The 17,004-nt window shown below is 62.6% G+C and carries 14 protein-coding genes and 2 pseudogenes; 4 read left to right on the top strand and 12 right to left on the bottom strand.

Annotated features, from left to right (window positions below; all coding sequences use genetic code 11):
• Positions 1-806 precede the first annotated feature (806 nt).
• A complete protein-coding gene (locus TU80_RS30465; protein WP_017849329.1) occupies positions 807-1,487 on the top strand; it encodes a Crp/Fnr family transcriptional regulator in 681 nt (226 codons plus the stop codon).
• Between the two features lie 13 nt (positions 1,488-1,500).
• On the opposite strand, the gene TU80_RS30470 is transcribed toward TU80_RS30465, so the two are convergent.
• The 7 genes and pseudogenes from TU80_RS30470 to TU80_RS30500 form a co-directional block, all read right to left on the bottom strand.
• A complete protein-coding gene (locus TU80_RS30470; RefSeq protein WP_057006107.1) occupies positions 1,501-2,016 on the bottom strand; it encodes a nitrous oxide reductase accessory protein NosL in 516 nt (171 codons plus the stop codon).
• 30 nt (positions 2,017-2,046) lie between these two features.
• Entirely contained in the window at positions 2,047-2,877 is an 831-nt protein-coding gene (locus TU80_RS30475; RefSeq protein WP_046383080.1) for an ABC transporter permease, read from the bottom strand.
• A complete protein-coding gene (locus TU80_RS30480; RefSeq protein WP_017849332.1) occupies positions 2,874-3,797 on the bottom strand; it encodes an ABC transporter ATP-binding protein in 924 nt (307 codons plus the stop codon). Before TU80_RS30480 ends, TU80_RS30475 begins: the two co-directional genes overlap by 4 nt.
• Complete coding sequence (locus TU80_RS30485; protein ID WP_057006108.1) at positions 3,797-5,035, bottom strand: nitrous oxide reductase family maturation protein NosD; 1,239 nt, start codon at positions 5,033-5,035, stop codon at positions 3,797-3,799. The genes TU80_RS30480 and TU80_RS30485 overlap by 1 nt, the downstream gene beginning before the upstream one ends.
• A gap of 208 nt (positions 5,036-5,243) precedes the next feature.
• Positions 5,244-7,145, bottom strand: coding sequence for a TAT-dependent nitrous-oxide reductase (gene nosZ / locus TU80_RS30490; protein WP_046383078.1), 1,902 nt, complete (start codon positions 7,143-7,145; stop codon positions 5,244-5,246).
• An 11-nt stretch (positions 7,146-7,156) separates the two neighbouring features.
• Complete coding sequence (gene nosR / locus TU80_RS30495) at positions 7,157-9,289, bottom strand: transcriptional regulator NosR (RefSeq protein WP_057006109.1); 2,133 nt, start codon at positions 9,287-9,289, stop codon at positions 7,157-7,159.
• A gap of 133 nt (positions 9,290-9,422) precedes the next feature.
• Positions 9,423-10,388, bottom strand: a pseudogene (locus TU80_RS30500) (sigma 54-interacting transcriptional regulator); the annotation flags it as partial.
• A 208-nt stretch (positions 10,389-10,596) separates the two neighbouring features.
• Between TU80_RS30500 and TU80_RS30505 the strand changes: the two are divergent.
• From TU80_RS30505 to TU80_RS30515, 3 genes and pseudogenes are all read left to right on the top strand, one after another.
• Positions 10,597-11,052, top strand: a pseudogene (locus TU80_RS30505) (hemerythrin domain-containing protein); the annotation flags it as partial.
• Between the two features lie 132 nt (positions 11,053-11,184).
• Complete coding sequence (locus tag TU80_RS30510; RefSeq protein WP_017849338.1) at positions 11,185-11,871, top strand: Crp/Fnr family transcriptional regulator; 687 nt, start codon at positions 11,185-11,187, stop codon at positions 11,869-11,871.
• A complete protein-coding gene (locus TU80_RS30515) occupies positions 11,868-12,059 on the top strand; it encodes a hypothetical protein (RefSeq protein ID WP_057006111.1) in 192 nt (63 codons plus the stop codon). Before TU80_RS30510 ends, TU80_RS30515 begins: the two co-directional genes overlap by 4 nt.
• On the opposite strand, the gene TU80_RS30520 is transcribed toward TU80_RS30515, so the two are convergent.
• From TU80_RS30520 to TU80_RS30540, 5 genes are all read right to left on the bottom strand, one after another.
• The gene (locus TU80_RS30520; RefSeq protein ID WP_017849340.1) at positions 12,053-13,894 is read right to left on the bottom strand and encodes a nitric oxide reductase activation protein NorD; all 1,842 of its coding nucleotides are present in this window, start codon (positions 13,892-13,894) and stop codon (positions 12,053-12,055) included. The two genes, TU80_RS30515 and TU80_RS30520, sit on opposite strands and share 7 nt — an antisense overlap.
• Before the next feature lie 65 nt (positions 13,895-13,959).
• Entirely contained in the window at positions 13,960-15,381 is a 1,422-nt protein-coding gene (locus TU80_RS30525; protein ID WP_046383075.1) for a cbb3-type cytochrome c oxidase subunit I, read from the bottom strand.
• A 3-nt stretch (positions 15,382-15,384) separates the two neighbouring features.
• Positions 15,385-15,825 carry a c-type cytochrome gene (locus TU80_RS30530; protein ID WP_017849342.1) on the bottom strand — a complete coding sequence of 147 codons (441 nt, stop codon included), beginning with the start codon at positions 15,823-15,825 and terminating at the stop codon, positions 15,385-15,387.
• 141 nt (positions 15,826-15,966) lie between these two features.
• A complete protein-coding gene (locus tag TU80_RS30535) occupies positions 15,967-16,401 on the bottom strand; it encodes a DcrB-related protein (protein WP_057006112.1) in 435 nt (144 codons plus the stop codon).
• A gap of 15 nt (positions 16,402-16,416) precedes the next feature.
• On the bottom strand, positions 16,417-17,004 hold a 588-nt coding region (locus tag TU80_RS30540; protein ID WP_420902721.1), incomplete at its 5' end, for a bacteriophage T4 gp5 trimerization domain-containing protein.

Raw genomic sequence — 17,004 nt, forward strand, 5'->3', positions numbered from 1 at the left:
AGAATGAGGTCTATCTGACCCATGGAGATCCAAATGTGGGAGGGGGCTTGCCCCCGATAGCAGTGTGTCAGCAACTACATGCATGACTGCTCCACCGCCATCGGGGGCAAGCCCCCTCCCACATTTTGACCGCGTTCGGCTTGCAGGATCAGGTTGGCTATAAGGCCGCACCTAAGAGCAAGAGCAAATACAGAATGAGGTCTATTTGACCCATGGAGATCCAAATGTGGGAGGGGGCTTGCCCCCGATGGCAGTGTGTCAGCCACTACATGCATGACTGATCCACCGCCATCGGGGGCAAGCCCCCTCCCACATTTTGACCGCGTTCGGCTTGCAAGATCAGGTTGGCTATAGGCCGCACCTAAGAGCAAGAGCAAATACAGAATGAGGTCTATCTGACCCATGGAGATCCAAATGTGGGAGGGGGCTTGCCCCCGATAGCAGTGTGTCAGCCACTACATGCATGACTGCTCCACCGCCATCGGGGGCAAGCCCCCTCCCACATTTTTGACCGCGTTCGGCTTGCAGGATCAGGTCGGCTATAAGACCGTGCCTAAGAGCAAGAGCAAATACAGAATGAGGTCTATCTGACCCATGGAGATCCAAATGTGGGAGGGGGCTTGCCCCCGATGGCAGTGTGTCAGCCACTACATGCATAAGTGATCCACCGCCATCGGGGGCAAGCTCCCTCCCACATTAAGGCCACATCTTTAACCCAAGCTGACCGAACATGGGAAGAGGTACCCCCTTCGAGGCATATCCCCAAACCCCGGGCCGCCCTACCCTGATGAACCGCGGAGGCCCTTATGCTCACCCATCCCCACATCGTTCTAACCCTGCGCAGGCATCACCTGTTCAGCCGGCTGCCTGAAAAAACCTTCCAGGATGTCTGCACCCTGGCCAGTCTCAAGCGTTTGCCCAATCACACCCCGCTCATGCACCAGGGCGATCCCGCCGATCGGTTCTTCCTGCTGGTCAGCGGCCAGATCAAGCTGCACCGGGTCACTGGCGAAGGTCAGGAGCATCTGGTGGAAGTCATCCGCCCCGGCCAGACGTTTGCCGAAGCGCTGCTGTTCACCCAAGCCAAGGCGTACCCGGTGAGTGGCACCGCGCTCAAGGACAGCGTGCTGGTGAGTATCGAAGGCCAACACTATCGCCGCGCCCTGGAAGACCAACCGGCCATTTGCCTGGCGATTCTGGCGAGCATGAGTATTCACCTGCATCAGCGCCTCCAGGACATCGACACCCTGACCCTGGCCAATGCCAGTCGCCGGGTGATCAATTTCCTGTTCCAGGAGCGCGACGACGTCAGCGGTGAGGTGGTGTTGCAGGTGCCCAAGCGCCTGGTGGCATCGAAGCTGGGGATTCAGCCGGAGACGTTTTCGAGGATTCTGCATCGGCTGGTGGAAGGCGGGTTGATCGAGGTGCGCCAACGCACCATTCGAATCCTGAACGCAGAACAGTTGATGGGGTATCAAGCCGGTTGATACCCCCTCGCGGTCAATGCCCGCTGTGCATCATCGGCATCGGTTGCTGCAACAACGCCAGGTCGATCTGCTCGAAACGCAACAGCCGACCACCGGTGTCCGCCGCGACTTTCTGCGCTTTGGCCTCATCGGCAAACGAAGCCAGGACCACGCCCATGGCGCCCTTGAGCCCGGTGCCGATCACGTAGTACGCAGTGCGGGCGTCGATCAGGTGCTTGTCGTCCGGGGCATTCCATTGGCTGCGGCCCATGTCGTGTACGTACAGCTTCGCGTCGTCGTGCCGGTTTTCCGGTTGCAGCCACCAGCCGAGCATTTCGGCGGTAGAACAGAATTTCTTCACCCCGCCCCGCTCCACCACTTGGCCCTTGGGCCCGGGGAATTCGTTGATCACCATACCGCACACGTGGCACTCGTCGTTGGGATGAAACGCCACCGGCGCGTCACTGAAGCTCGACTCCGGCGCCTTGTCGCAGGCGGTCATCAACAAGCCGACCAACAAGGCCGCCACTACCCGTGTCTTGAAACCCATTTCACTCACTCCAGCAGTCATAAAAAATCCTCACGCCGCACGGCGGCGGAACAGCCCGTAGGCCAGTGCCAGCGGCACGGCCACCCATGCCAGCAGGCACGCCCACAGGGCCAGCGGCGGCACGTCCAGGTCCGAACCCAGGGCCATGACCCCGACGGACTGGGTGCCCGTACCGAAACCCGAGAGGTTGATCAACCGATACACGTCGGTGGGGTTGAGCAGCAGCAACCAGGGCAGCCCCTGCGGGTTGAACTGGCCTTTGCTGAGCACCAGCAAGGCCAGCAGCGCCAGGTCGAAGACCAGCACGAAGAAGAACCACACGCCGAGCGCCAGCCCGGCGGCGGTGGATTTTTCCGCGCACAGGCTGCTCAGGCCATAAGCCAGCCCGAGAAAGCACCAGCCAAGCAGGGCCGAGGTCAGCATGAACCGGCCAAAGGCCCAGAGCAGCATGGCGAAGTCCACGTCGTCGACCAGCAACGCAATGGCGAGCATTGCGCAGCCGAAGCCGAGGACCGTGGCCAGCGCGAGGATCAGCCCATGGCCGACGAACTTGCCGAGCAGGATCTGCCCGCGCCCCAACGGATAGGTGAGCAACAGCAACAAGGTGCCGCTCTCGTCTTCGCCGACGATCGCGTCGTAGGCCAGCAACAGCGCGATCAGCGGCATCAGGAACGTCGCCAGGCTGGCCAGGCTGGCGATGGTCGCCGGGATCGAGGTGAAGCCCAGTTGCCCGGCGGCGGCGGCGCCCAGCCAGGCGATGCCGATGGCCAGCACCGCGAACAACAGGCTGATCGCCAACAGCCAACGGTTGCGCAGGCCGTCGCAGAACTCTTTGCGGGCCATGTTCCAGATCGGGTTCATAAGGCCGCCTCCTGTGCCGTGACCATCGCGCTGTCCATGTAATGCCGGTAGATGTCTTCAAGGGACGGCGGCAGGATTTCCACGTCGCTGGGGCTGTCCTCGGCCAGCAGTTGGCGCAGCAGTTGCACCTTGCTGCCGTTGTGCGCCGCCACTTGCAGCCCTTCGACGCCCCAGCGCCGGGTGACATGGCCGGCGGCGCTCCAGCGTTGTTGCAGCGATTCGACGCGCTGCAAGCCGCAGGTGCGGATCAGCGTCGGCAAGCCGGCCTCGGCGCGCAACTGCGCCAGGCTGCCCAAGGCCAGCAGGCGGCCCTGGGTCAGGATCGCCGCACGGTTGATGTGCGCCTCGACGCCCGGCAGCACGTGGGAGCACAGGATGGTGCTGGTGCCGGCCGCACGCAGGCGGTCGAGCAGGCGATACAAGTCCTGGGTAGCGAACGGGTCGAGGCCCACGGTGGGTTCGTCGAGCAGCAACAGGCGCGGCTCGCCGAGCAAGGCCTGGGCCAACCCGAGGCGCTGGCGCATGCCCTTGGAATAGGTCTTGACCCGCCGCCCTGCCGCCGCGGTCAGGCCGACGTCATCCAGCAGGCTGTCGACCTGATGCATCGGCGCGCCCTTGAGCCGGGCAAAGTGACGCAGGGTTTCGACGCCGCTCAACTGTGCATAGAACGTGACGTTTTCCGGCAGGTAACCGAGCCAGCGACGCACGTGGGGATCGCTCGGCGCACGGCCGAACACCCGCACCTCGCCGGCGCTGGCGCGCAGCAGGCCGAGCACCAGTTTCATCGCCGTGGTCTTGCCCGCGCCGTTGTGCCCGAACAACCCCAGGACTTCGCCGGGGGCCAGGCTCAGGTTCAGGTCGTGCAGCACCGTGGCACGCCCATAGCGCTGGCTGACGCCTTCGATCTCGACGACATTCATCATGCAGGTTCCTTCTGAGTGGGGGCTTGCATCAGGGGGTGGCTGTCCATCACACCCGGCGACTTCATCACCGGAAACGCACGTTGCACCCAGCGCAGCAACTCGATGCCGGGGCTGTTCATCAACAGCCGCACCTGGGGGTACAACCACAGCAGGCGGTCGACGTTGTCGTTCGGCTCATACGCCACATCGCCAAGGCCATCGCCGTTGCGGTCCCAGCCGAGGTAGTCGCTCCAGTAGTTGCCCCGGCCGTCCGCCGACCATTCCTGCAAGCGGCTGGCGACGTATTTGACCTGGCGCTGGTTGTCGATGAAGGCGTTGCCGGCGATGCGGTTGTCTTCGGAGCCGGCGGTCAGGTGAATGCCCACCGCGCTGCGCGCGAAGCGGTTGTTTTCGATGCGGTTGAACAGCGAGTTGTAGATGAACAGTGCCTTGCCTTCGCCGCCGGCGATCATGGTGTCGCCGGTGGAGCCGTCGCGCACATCGGTGACGACGTTGTCCTGCAAGGTCGAATAGGTGATGTAGTTCATCAGGATGCCGTAGTTCTGGTCCTGCTCGGAGCGATTGCCGATCACCGTCAGCTTGCGGCTTTGCATCAACGCATAGCCGGTGCGGGTGCGGCGGGTGGTGTTGCCCAGGACCTGGTTGTCGTTGGCAAACATGTAGTGGATGCCGTAGCGCAGGTCTTCCAGGGTGTTGCCTTGCAGCAGGTTGCCGTTGGAGGTGTCGATGTAGATGCCGTCGCGGGTGTCGCGCACGTGGTTATCGATGACGCGGGCACCGTGTACCGCGTACAGGTGAATGCCGTTGCCACGGTCCTGCGAACGTACCGAGGTGTCACCCTGGATGCGGTTGCCGATCACGCTCACGTCCTGGGTGCCATCGACCCAGATGCCAAAGCCCTGGCCTTGCAGGCGGTTGCCCAGCACTTGCGCGCCGCGCGCCTGGGGCTGGATGAACACAGCGGCGTTCATGGCCGTGAGGTCGTCGCCCCAATCGAGGAACGTGCAGCCTTGGACGCTGACATCCGGCGCGCTGATCAGCAGGCCGTTGCCCTGCCCTTCGGCCTGGAAGATGGCGCCGGGGGCGCAGGTCAATTGCAGCGGTTGGTCGATGCGGAACGAGCCCCGGTACTCGCCGGCAGGCAAGCGCCAACGGTTGGGGCCGTCGGCTTGCAGGGGTAAGTCGGTGATGGGGCGAACGGCGGCGACCGCTCCCGCCGAAGCCACTATCAGCATCACCAGGATGACGAGTGATCGAGTCACGATGATGTCCTCTTAAAGGAAATGCGGCTAAAAGTGGGAGGGACGGTGCGACGATTCGACTTGCTCCCGATGAGGGTGTGTCAGTTGATGCATCTGTGACTGATTCACCGCCATCGGGAGCAAGTCGAATCGTCGCACCGTCCCTCCCACATTTGCCTTGTGTCGTTTCTCAAACAGCGTGTCAGGCGGGCTCGACCTTCATCCGCCCGACCATTTCCATGTGCAGGGCATGGCAGAACCAGCTGCAGTAGTACCAATGCAGCCCGGGCTTGTCGGCAATGAATGTGATCGACGAGGTCTGCTGCGGGCTGATCTCCATGCTCGCGCCGTGGTTGACCATGACAAAGCCGTGGGTCACGTCTTCGATCATGTCGATATTGGTGATGGTCACGGTGACTTCATTGCCCTGTTTGACGGTGAACTCCGAAAGCCCGTAGGCCGGGGCCATGGAGGTCATGTACACGCGCACTTTGTTGCCGTCGCGGATCACCTTGCTGTCGGTTTCCAGGTTGATCCCGTCCTTCTTGGCGATGGCCACCGTTTCGGCGAAGAATGGATCGTTGCGCTCCCAGATTTTCTTGGTCTTGATCTGGTCGCGACGCGCCATCACACAGTCATGAGGCTCGGCGAAGGCCGGGCCGTCGTGGACCAGTTTCATTTCATCGCCGGAGATGTCGATCAACTGGTCGTTTTCCGGGTGCAGCGGGCCGGTGGGCAGGAAGCGGTCCTTGGAGAACTTGCTCAAGACCACCAGCCACTGGCCGTCGGCGTCGCGGGTTTCGGTCAGCGACGCATGGTTGTGACCGGGCTGGTACTGCACATCGAGCTTCTGCTTGATGTAGTTGACCTTCTCGCCGCCATAGGCACGGATGGCCTCGGCGATGTTCCACTTGACCACCTGGCTGTCGATGAACAGCGTGGTGTAGGCAAAGCCGCGTCCGTCGTAGGTGGTGTGCAGCGGGCCCAGGCCCAGCTCCGGTTCACCGACCACCACACCGCGCGGGTCGCTGATCTTGCCGCTGAACAGGTCGTCGAGTTTTTCGATGGCGATGATGGTGCAGGTCGGCGACAGCTTGCCGTTGGCGATGAAGTACTTGCCATCCGGCGAGGTGTTGCAGCCGTGGGGGTTTTTCGGCACCGGAATGTAGCGGGTGAACTCGCTGTCCTTGCCGTCCTCGGATTTGCGTCCGTCCACCACCGGCACCTTGACGCCGTCCACATTGATGAACTTGCCGGCCTTGATCGCCGCTTCGATGCGCGGGATGTTGAACACCACCACCCAATCGCGCTCATTGCGCATCATGCCGGCCAGGTCGGTGGCCTTTTCCGAGTTGTAGCAGGTGGCCGCTGCGTACTTGCCGGTGTAGTCCATGTCGGCGTTGTCGAGGTTGCCATCGACGATCACCTGGAAGGCCATCTCCATTTTTTCCGCATCGATGGCGTTGAACATGGTGAAGCTGTTGCGATCCTGCAAGTCGAAGTTTCGGCCGTCATTGGGGTGCGGGATGATGAATTCGGCGTTGCAGAACACGTACTTGGTATAGGGCACCTTTTGCAGGCGCAGGCCGTGGATGGCCTGGACGTTCGGTACGGTGAGGATTTTGTCGCACTTCATGATGTCCAGGCGGATGCGCGCCACCCGGCTGTTGGCCTTGTCATTGATAAACAGGTACTTGCCGTCGTAGTGGCCGTCGGTGGTGGACAAGTGCGGGTGATGGCAATCGCCGTTGGAGTACTTGGCGCCCTCGCCGAGGATGCGCTTGCTCTCGTTGGTCAGGCCCCAACCGGTGGCCGAATCGACGTTGAACACCGGGATACGCATCAGCTCGCGCATCGACGGGACGCCCATCACCCGCACTTCGCCCTGGTGACCGCCACTCCAGAAGCCGTAGTAATCGTCGAGCTGGCCAGGTTCCACATGGATTTTCGATTTGGCGTCCTTGGCCGCCGCCGCGAAGGATTCACGGGTAAACACCGCGCCGCCGAGGGCCGACGCACCCGCCAGTACGGCGCCGGTCACCGCACCGGTGCCGAGGAAACTGCGCCGGGTCAGGCCGTCATGTTTATCGTCTGTATCGTTCATGGGTTGCTCCTTCAAGCGTTGGGATTTATCTGCACTACGGGAATCTGTTCGGGCGCCGCCTTGTTGCGCTTCTTGCGTTTGTTGATCAGCGGCGGGCATTTGTTTTCGTTGTGCCAGGTCATCTGGCAGTCGAGGCAGTAGTGGCATTCGTTGGCGTTGATATGGCCGTCCGGGTGGATCGCCTGGATCTCGCATTCCTTCGCGCACAGCTGGCACGGGTTGCCGCATTCCTGGCGCCGCTTGAGCCAATCGAACAGGCGGAATTTGCTGGGGATCGCCAGGGCGGCGCCGAGGGGACAGAGGTAGCGGCAGTAGACTTTGCGGGTGAACAGGTTGATCACCAGCAACGCCACGGCGTAGAGCACGAACCACCACTGGCGGTCGAACTTGAGCGTGATGGCGGTCTTGAACGGTTCCACTTCAGCAAAGCGTTCGGCGGTGGCCATGGATTCCAGGGAGAGGCCGAACAGCACCAGCAGGATCAGGTACTTGATCGCCCACAGCCGTTCATGCACCGCGAAGGGCAATTCGAACTGGCGGATCTTCAGGCGGCGCGCGGCCTCGTTGAGCAGTTCCTGCAAGGCCCCGAACGGGCACAGCCAGCCGCAGAACACCCCGCGCCCCCACAGCAGGATGCTGGCGGCGGTGAAGACCCAGAGCATGAAGATCAGCGGGTCGGTGAGGAACAGTTCCCAGCGGAAGTCCTGGACCAGCGCATGCACGAAGGTCAGCACATTGACCACCGACAACTGCCCCAGCGCATACCAGCCGATGAACCCCACGGTAAACACCAGGTAGCCGCGGCGCAGCCAGTGCAGCAGGCGCGGGCGCCGGGCCAGGCTGTCCTGCAGGAACAGGATCGCGGTAAGCAGCAGCAGCGCGACGCCGAGCACCATGACCTGCACCTGTTTCTGGTACCAGATGCTCAACCACAGTGGGCGGCTGGCCTCATCCAGCGCGGCTTGTTCGGCGGCGGTGGGCAGCGGCCGTTCCAGGTACTGTTCGGGCATCTGGTAAGGCAATTCGAAGCTGCTGAACGTGCCGCTGACCGGGCCGGTCTGGCGCCGCACCAGCAGTTCCAGGGTCCAGGGCGAGCCGGGGTCGAAGCCGGCCTGCGGGCGCACGATGAATACCGACATCTCGTCGAAGGCCGGGATGCCCTCGGCGTAGACATCGTCGATGCGCTGGTGGTCGAGGTCGCGGAAGCTGATCACGTTGCCGAACTGGCGCAACTGCACCCGGTCGAAAATCCCGCCGCGCACATAACCCGAACCCTTGAACGAAAACAGCCCACGGCCGAGCACGGCGATGGCCTGTTCGCCGGGTTTGAGCCCCTGCATCAGGTTGCGGTAGTGCTCTTCGCCCAACAGGTTGCGGCCGATGCTCGGCGGGTTGATGTCGGCCACATAGAGGTCGATGAAGGTCTCATCCGCGGCCTCGGCGCCTTCGGCGGCGGTGTCCTTGAAGGCCGCGTCGACCTGGCCCCGGGTCAAATGCAGGCGGCGGATCGCGCCATTGCCGGTCAATTGTGCCCAGGTGGCGGGGTCAAACCGGTCGGTGCGGATCAACGCGACTTTCTGCGCGGTCGCGGCCTTGCCGTCGATCAGCTTGAGCCACACCGCCACGTCATGGGCCGCCCGCATCACCACTTCATTGACCACCATCGCGGTCACGGTCGCGCCGGCAATCGCGTCCACCGTCACCGCCTTTGGATCGCTGGAACGCCCGACCACCACGCGCTGGCGCACATCGACGCCGGAATAGTGCGCGGTGAATTCATGCAGCTTGATCTCGGGAATACCGATCAACAGGATCGGCTCGTGGTGTTCCAGCACGTAGGCATCGCGGATCACCCCGGCGGCGTCGAGGATCACCAGGGTATTGATCGGTTTGCCTGAATACGCCGGGATCGCCACCACATCCAGGCTCTGGAACACGTAGCCGATGGGCTTGCCGGCAGTCGAAATGGTCCGCACCTTGAACGGACCGTCGGGTGCGGAGACCGCATCCTGGGCAGGGAAAGCGCGTTCGATACGCTGCTGTTCGATGTCGCCGTAAGGCCGGGCCTGGGCGGTGAAGCTGGTGATGAGCAACACCACCAGCAGCGTCAGCCAGTGGCGTGTCAAGCGCGCGGAGCGAGTCATGGAGTCCCTTGAAGCGTCGGGCTGAAGAGGGCCCCGATAGTGGGGCGACGATGGCAAGTGGCCCTTGATCGAGATCAAGTCGAGTCCGATGAGGGTGCGGCGCATACGCACGGCTGGCGCGTTGTCGCACCTCTTACTTGAGCTTCAGGCGCCGCGCCAGCTTGTGCAGGTTGCTCGCGTCCACGCCGAGCAGGCGCGCAGCACTCGCCCAATTGCCGGCGCAGTGTTCCAGGGCGTGGCGAATGTTCCAGCGCTGGCACTCGTCCACCGCCACCGCCAAGGGTTGGAAGGCCTCGATCGATGACGCGGGCATGGCTCGCTCCACCGCGACGGCGGCCGTGTCCAGGCCCAGGGCGTGCGGTTCCAGGCGGATCACCGAACTGCGCGGTTCGCCACGACTGAGCTGCTTCAACGCGGCGCGACTGATCACATGCTCCAGCTCACGCACATTGCCCGGCCAGGCGTACTCGAGCAGCGCCTGTTGCGCCGTCGGCGACAGTTGCAGGTCATGCAAGCCCAGGCGCTCGCGGCTGAGCTCAGCGAAATGCCGCGCCAGCAGCAACACATCCTCGCCACGCTCGCGCAACGCCGGGATCGGCAGCGGGTACACCGACAGCCGGTGATACAGGTCGGCGCGAAACAGGCCGTCACGCACGCGGTCGGGCAGGTGGCGATTGGTGGCGGCGATGATGCGGACATCCACATGCAATGGCCGATCGGCGCCCAGGCGCTGGATCTCGCCATTCTCCAGGGTACGCAGCAGCTTGGCCTGGATGCTCAAGGGCAATTCGCCGACCTCATCGAGGAACAAGGTGCCGCCGTTGGCCGCATCGAACCGCCCGGCGCGGTCGTGGGTGGCGCCGGAGAAGGCGCCCTTGACGTGACCGAACAGCTCGCTTTCGGCCAACGCCTCCGGCAGCGCCGCACAGTTGACCTGCACCAGAGGCTTGTTGCCGCGTTGCGACAGACGATGCAGGCGCCGCGCGAACAGCTCTTTGCCGACCCCGGTTTCGCCGAGCAACAACACCGGCAACTGCGTTTCGGCCAGCAGCGCCAGCTCGTCGAGCAACTCCTGCAACACCGCGCTCTGGCCGAGGATGCCGTCGAGCGGCGCGGTCATTTCGACCCTCCTGGGGTTCAGAGCACCCTGGAAGCGTGTGGTCATGATTACCTTACTCCGGGATAAATCGTTACTTTTCAATGCGTTAAAATTGGCACGCTGCCTGCAATCACTGGTTCATACCCGTATTGCCGATGAGGAAAGCCCGATGACCGTGAGCGACTGGAACACCCAAACCCAGGACCACTTGATCGACCATCTGCTGGCGCGCTACCACGCACGTCATCGCGAGCAATTGCCGGAACTGGTCCGCATGGCGAGCCGCGTCGAACAGGTCCACGGTCAGCACCTGCAATGCCCCAACGGCCTGGCCGACCTGCTGCTCGACATGCAGCAGGAACTGGAGAGCCATATGCTCAAGGAGGAACAGGTATTGTTCCCGATGCTGCAAATGGGCATGGGGCCGCAGGCGTCGACGCCGATCCAGGTGATGCGCTACGAGCACGACCAACACGCCGAGGCCCTGGAGCAGCTGTTGAGCCTGACGAACCAGATCACCCCGCCGGCCGAGGCCTGTAATACCTGGCGCAGCCTGTACCGCGAGCTGAGCGCCTTTCATGCCGACCTGCGCGAACACATCCGCCTGGAGAACGACATATTGTTTGCCCGGGCCGCGCCCAGCCTCGCCGCGGCCCGCGCATAGCGCACTTTCACAAGCGTTCACTGCGACGATCGTGCAGCGTTGCCTGTGCGCTGCCCTTGTCGTAGATCAAGTACGGCCGACGCCAACAGGATTAACCTTGGGTATCCCTTCCCGATATTCCCCGAGGTCAAGATGGTGCTCCATCGTGTTCATCACCAGATCCTGCGCAGCCACCACTTGTTCGAACCCCTGGACGAGGCGCAGTTGAACGAGCTGATGAGCAGCAGCCAATTGCTCAGTGTCGACAAAGGCGAACCGCTGTTCCGCCAGGGCGAACCGGCCGATGCGTTCTACTTCGTGATCGCCGGCGCGGTGAAAATCTACCGCCTCACCCCGGACGGCCAGGAGAAGGTGTTCGAGGTGATCGGCGAACGGCAGACCTTCGCCGAAGCCATGATGCTGATGGATACGCCCAACTACGTAGCGTGCGCCGAAGCGGTGTGCCCCACGCAGTTGTACCGGCTGTCCAATGCCACCTACATGCGTTTGCTGCAGAGCAACAGCCGCCTGACCTTCGCCCTGCTCGGCAAGTTGTGCGTGCGCCTGCACCAGCGGGTCAACGAGATCGAAACCCTGTCGCTGAAAAACGCCACCCACCGCGTGGTGCGCTACCTGCTCACGCAACTGGTGCGCTTGCAAAGCACTACCGACTGCAGCTTCGAGCTGCCGATGGCCAAGCAACTGATTGCCGGGCACCTGTCGATCCAGCCGGAGACGTTTTCGCGGATTATCCGACGCTTGATCGACGAGAAAATCATCACCCAGGACGGCCGGCAGATCGCAATTCTCGACCGCCCGCGCCTGGAGCAATTCGAGTGAAAACCTGCCTGGTCTGCCAGCACGGCAATGCCGTGGAGCGCGACCTGTGCGAGCATTGCGCCACACCGCTGCCCGAGGCCCACGCCAGCACCCAGGCGCGCCGACTGAAGCGTTTCCAGTGGTTCTGCCTGGGCCTGACGCTGTTCTGCGTGGTGATGTTCTTCTGGTTGCCCAGGGACTTTTACTGAGTCTCGGTCAACTGCCGATACAGCTGCGGTAGGCGTTGCGGTAATTGTTCCGGGCGATGGATCAGGGTGAAACCATGGGCGCCGAACATGTACGGCAGATAGTCGCCGGCCTGTTTGTCGATGGTGATGCAGAACGGAATCAAGCCCTGGCGCCGCGCTTCGACCACCGCCTGGCGCGTGTCCTCCACGCCGTAACGTCCCTCATACAGGTCCAGGTCATTGGGCTTGCCGTCGGTGATCAACAACAGCAACTTACGCCGCTGCGGGCAGGCGCCCAGCAACTGGGTAGCCTGACGGATAGCCGCGCCCATGCGCGTGTAGTAGCCCGGCTTGAGGCCCTGGATCGCGCCGCGCGTGCGGTCGTCATAGGCTTGCTGGAACGTTTTGAGCACCTGCAAGCGCACCTGGTGCCGCCGCAGTGAAGAAAACCCATACAACGCAAAGCGATCCCCTGCCCCGGCCAGGCTTTCACCAAACAGCAGCAGGCTGTCGCGTATCACATCGATGACCTTTTGCTCATCGTTGACATGGGCATCGGTGGACATCGACAGATCGGCCAGCAACAGGCACGCCAGGTCGCGGTGGGTGTGGCGTTGTTCAAGGAACAGCCCGCGTTCGGCGCAGGCGCCCTGCTGGCGCTGCACATGAAAATCCAGCCAGGCCTGCAGGTCGACCTCTGACCCCTGGGGCTGCTGGCGCTGCCATTGGCGGTCGGTGCGCAGGCTCTGGAATTGCCGGCGCAAGCGCTGGGCCTGGGCCTGCAACCGCGCGGGCAAGGGTTGCGGGGCGTCGCAGCGCGGCTGCATCAATTGCAGGTTGACGAAGCCTTCCTGCAAGCACTGCCGGCGATAGTCCCACTCGGGCAACTTGATGCCGTCGCCCAAGGGGATGTCGTCGACATCGGCGGGCGGCAGATCCAGGTGCAGCTTGAGCCCGCCGCTCTTGCGCACGCGCTGGCGCGACAGGCTCAACTGGTCGAGGTCTTCGGCGACGCGGGCAGCGTCCGGGTCCTGGCTATCGTCGGACCAGCGATCGAGGTCGACGTGTTCGCTCCAACTGAACAGGTTTTCCAGGCGCACCACCAGCAGGCCGCCATCGCGACTCGCGTCGTCAACGCGGGTGGCACGCTTGGGCCCGCCTTGCTGCTCGCCGGGCGGGGCTGAGAGGTCGTCGCCCTCCTCTTCCAGGTCGGTATTTTGCGCGGTGTCCAACTGCAGCGCCGGGTACAGCCATAACGGCAACGGCCAGGCGGCCCGTGAACTGCGCGGCAAGTGACGCACGCTGCCGGGTTCGCGCAGGGCCTTGCGCAAGGCCCGCTCCAGGGCGGCTTCGTCGGGTTTGAGGCTGGCGGGATCGGGGCGCAGTTGCAGGTGCGCCTCCACCAGGCGTTGGTAGCGCGGCAGCATCGCCGGGTAGCGCTGCAACAGCAGCCAGGTCCAGCGTTGGTTGTCGCGCGCCCAGTGGCTCATCGGCCCGGCGTGGGCCGCGAGCAGCGCCAGCCAGCGGTACAACTCGTGATTCAGCGCCGCGTCGGGAAACACCGCCAGGCGTGCCGGCAAGCGCAAGCGGTTACCGTCGCAGGACGCCAGGGGGGCTTGCTTGCAGGTGCCGGCGATACGCATCAACAGGTTGCGGCGCAGCAACAGGTCGCGCTCGCAGGCCGCCTCCAACGCCATCCCGCCAGCGCCGCCCAGGGCGCGGAACAACAGGGCCAGGCTGCGCTGATGGTCCGTCAGCGCGACCTGCGCCTCGGGGAAATCGACATTGGCACGGCGGGTGATGAAGCGGTGCCAGACGCTGCCGACCCACTCTTCCAATTCCAGGGTAAAGGCCATGAGCCGTGCTCCAAACGTAAAACGGCCCGCTGTACCAGCCGGGCCGCCCTCTTAGGGATTGACGATCAATACACAATCGGCGCCGGCGCACCGGCGACGGCTTGGCGTTGGCGGAAGCTGTACAGGTAGCAGAGCAGCCCCAGCAGGAACACCACGCCACTGGCCAACCGGGCCCAGAACAAGACGGTCAAATGCTCGACCGTGGCCATGAACGGCAAGGCCACACCGTCCGCCGGCCAGCGCTGCAACCACACCTGCACCACACCGGCTGCGGTGAGGAGCAAGGTGATCATCACCATCGACAGCACCATCAGCCAGAAGCCCCAGATTTCAATGGTCTGCGAACGCGCATCGGGCGCTTCGCCGAGGCCGCGCAAGCGTGGCATGGCGTAGCTGATCAGGGTCATCACGATCATCGCGTAGGCCCCGAAGAACGCCAGGTGACCGTGGGCCGCCGTGAGCTGGGTACCGTGGGTGTAGAAGTTGACCGGTGCCAGCGTATGCAGGAAGCCCCAGACCCCGGCGCCGAAGAACGCTGTCACCGTGGTGCCCTTGGCCCACAAGGTCGCCGCGCGGTTCGGGTGCTGGCGCCGCCGACGCTTGACCATGGTGAAGGCGAACATCACCATCGCCAGGAACGGCAGCGGCTCCAGGGCCGAGAAGATCGAGCCGACCCACAACCACACCTCGGGTGCGCCGATCCAGAAGAAGTGGTGCCCAGTGCCGATGATCCCGGTGATCAAAGCCATGGCGATGATCACGTACAGCCATTTCTCCACCACTTCACGGTCGACGCCGGTGACCTTGATCAGCACGAACGCCAGCATCGAGCCCATGATCAGTTCCCACACGCCTTCTACCCAAAGATGCACCACCCACCACCAGTAGAACTTGTCACGTGCGAGGTTACCGGGGTTGTAGAAGGAGAACAGGAAGAACACCGCGAGGCCGATCAGGCCGGTCATCATCACCATGCTGACCGTGGTTTTGCGGCCCTTGAGCAGGGTCATGCCGATGTTGTAGAGAAAGCCCAGGCACACCACCACGATGCCCATTTTGGTAATGGTCGGTTGCTCGAGGAACTCGCGGCCCATGGTCGGCAGCAGTTCGTTATGGGTCAGCTTGGCCAGTGCCGCATAGGGCACCAACAGGTAACCGAGGATGGTCAACACCCCGGCTGCGGCAAACACCCAGAACAGCAAGATCGCCAGTTTGGGGCTGTGCAGTTCGCGGTCGGCCTCCTCGGGTATCAGGTAATAGGCGGCGCCCATGAAGCCGAACAACAGCCAGACGATCAACAGGTTGGTATGGACCATCCGCGCCACGTTGAAGGGGATCAACGGGAACAGAAAGTCGCCCACCACGTATTGCAGGCCCATGATCAGGCCAAACAGCACCTGGCCGACGAACAGGATCAAGGCAAACACAAAGTAGGGTTTGGCCACGGCCTGGGATTGGAATTTCAGATAGGGATTGGCGCTGCGCATGGCTCAGCCCTCCTTGTTGGGTGGCCAGTTATTGGTATCGATCTTCGAGCTCCATTTGAGGAACTCGGCCATGTCGTCCACCTCCTGGTCGCTGAGGTTGAATTGCGGCATGGCGCGACGCCCCGGCACCCCAAGGGGCTGCATTTTCATCCAGGCGTGCAGGAACGGCTTGAACCCTTCGTCACCCCCACGACGCTTGAACACATTGCCCAGCTCCGGCGCAAAGTACGCGCCTTCGCCCAACAGGGTGTGGCAACCGACGCAGTTATTACGCTCCCAGACGCTCTTGCCGCGGATCACCGATTCAGTGAGCTGGTCGACATTGCTACGGGCGGGAAAGGTTTGTTCGGTGTGGTAGGTCAAGGCCAGGAAAATCAGGAAGAAGAACACGCTTCCTCCGAAATAGATGTTCCTGGCCATGCCCTTGGTGAAGGTCTCTGACATGGTCGCTTCCTCATGGCTTGGCGGGGGTCATGATAGGAAGGTGGAGGGTGAAAACCGCTTGATGGCGATCAAGAATTGTTGATCGGGGTGGTCGGGTATTCTTGGGGGGATTGAGTAGCAGTCGGTTTGGCTCCGTGTGATTCAGGGTGTGGCGAAGAAACTAAGCGTGCTCTTGAGCGTTGCCCAGTGAGCCGCTTCGGCGGGCCCGAGGGGTTGGGTCTTGACGTAACTCAACGCGATCAGGCGGCGTGTGCCCGGTAGTTGCAGCGCCAACTGGTACTGGTAAAAGCTGTCGCTGCCTTTGTTGAAACTGTTCTGCACTTCATAGGCATCGACATCCAGTGCGGCCCCCACCTTTATGGCTTGCACTGGCGAGTAACGAAGGTACTTCTCCTGTTGTTCGAGCGTCTTGAGCTGCGCTTCGAAGTTACTTTGCAACGTTTCACCGTCCGCCAGCGGGCTACGGCTGACGACCAGCGTGGTGCCCAGGTGGGCGAACTTGAGAATATTGATCGAGGCATCCTGTACGGCTGCATCGGGCAAGGTGAATTGGGCTTCATTGATCAAGTAGTTCATGGTGCAAGCATCTCGTTATTGGCCGGCGCCCGGCTTGTCCGCAAATGTTGATTCGACGGCGTTATGAATAGTGGTTCGCACCCCCTGCTGACCGGGTGATGTGCCCTTGTCACTGCCCTGGTTGATATCCAGTTTGCCTTGTGTCTGGATCTTGCTGCTGCCGGAGGAAAACAGATTGAACGAGCCACAGGTCAGGTTGATGGCTCCGTCTGCCGTGAGCTCAATCACACTGTCGCCGCACACCAGGCGAATACTGTCTCCAGCTTCGATGGTATAGCGCGTGGCGGCGCTGTCAGACTTGGCGCCGCCCACCAGCAGGGTGTCGTTGTTGCGTACTACGCGCAGGCGATTAGCGCCAATCGTCACCGTCTCGTTGTGCCCGATGCGCTTGTTGCGGTCATGCCCCACCGAGTGGCTTTCGTCCACTTCGACGACGACGTCCTGATTCCTCTCGGCATGGATATACACCTGTTCCGACCCCTTCTTGTCCTCCATGCGGATTTCATTGAAGTTGGCCGGCGTGCCGCCCTTGCTCGAACGACTTTTCATGCCGCTCTGGGTCGCGTTCTCCGGCAAATCGTAGGGCACCGTCTGCTCCGCGTT

It is taken from the genome of Pseudomonas veronii, assembly GCF_001439695.1.
In the GTDB taxonomy this organism is placed as follows: Bacteria; Pseudomonadota; Gammaproteobacteria; order Pseudomonadales; family Pseudomonadaceae; genus Aquipseudomonas; species Aquipseudomonas veronii.

Bases quoted from the DNA above. Each gene is read 5' to 3' on its own strand.
- TU80_RS30520 (WP_017849340.1), bottom strand. From the start codon at position 13,894: ATGGCCTTTACCCTGGAATTGGAAGAGTGGGTCGGCAGCGTCTGGCAC.
- nosZ (WP_046383078.1), bottom strand. From the start codon at position 7,145: ATGAACGATACAGACGATAAACATGACGGCCTGACCCGGCGCAGTTTC.
- nosR (WP_057006109.1), bottom strand. From the start codon at position 9,289: ATGACTCGCTCCGCGCGCTTGACACGCCACTGGCTGACGCTGCTGGTG.
- TU80_RS30510 (WP_017849338.1), top strand. From the start codon at position 11,185: ATGGTGCTCCATCGTGTTCATCACCAGATCCTGCGCAGCCACCACTTG.
- TU80_RS30525 (WP_046383075.1), bottom strand. From the start codon at position 15,381: ATGCGCAGCGCCAATCCCTATCTGAAATTCCAATCCCAGGCCGTGGCC.
- TU80_RS30480 (WP_017849332.1), bottom strand. From the start codon at position 3,797: ATGAATGTCGTCGAGATCGAAGGCGTCAGCCAGCGCTATGGGCGTGCC.
- TU80_RS30485 (WP_057006108.1), bottom strand. From the start codon at position 5,035: ATGCTGATAGTGGCTTCGGCGGGAGCGGTCGCCGCCGTTCGCCCCATC.
- TU80_RS30530 (WP_017849342.1), bottom strand. From the start codon at position 15,825: ATGTCAGAGACCTTCACCAAGGGCATGGCCAGGAACATCTATTTCGGA.
- TU80_RS30535 (WP_057006112.1), bottom strand. From the start codon at position 16,401: ATGAACTACTTGATCAATGAAGCCCAATTCACCTTGCCCGATGCAGCC.
- TU80_RS30475 (WP_046383080.1), bottom strand. From the start codon at position 2,877: ATGAACCCGATCTGGAACATGGCCCGCAAAGAGTTCTGCGACGGCCTG.
- TU80_RS30470 (WP_057006107.1), bottom strand. From the start codon at position 2,016: ATGGGTTTCAAGACACGGGTAGTGGCGGCCTTGTTGGTCGGCTTGTTG.
- TU80_RS30465 (WP_017849329.1), top strand. From the start codon at position 807: ATGCTCACCCATCCCCACATCGTTCTAACCCTGCGCAGGCATCACCTG.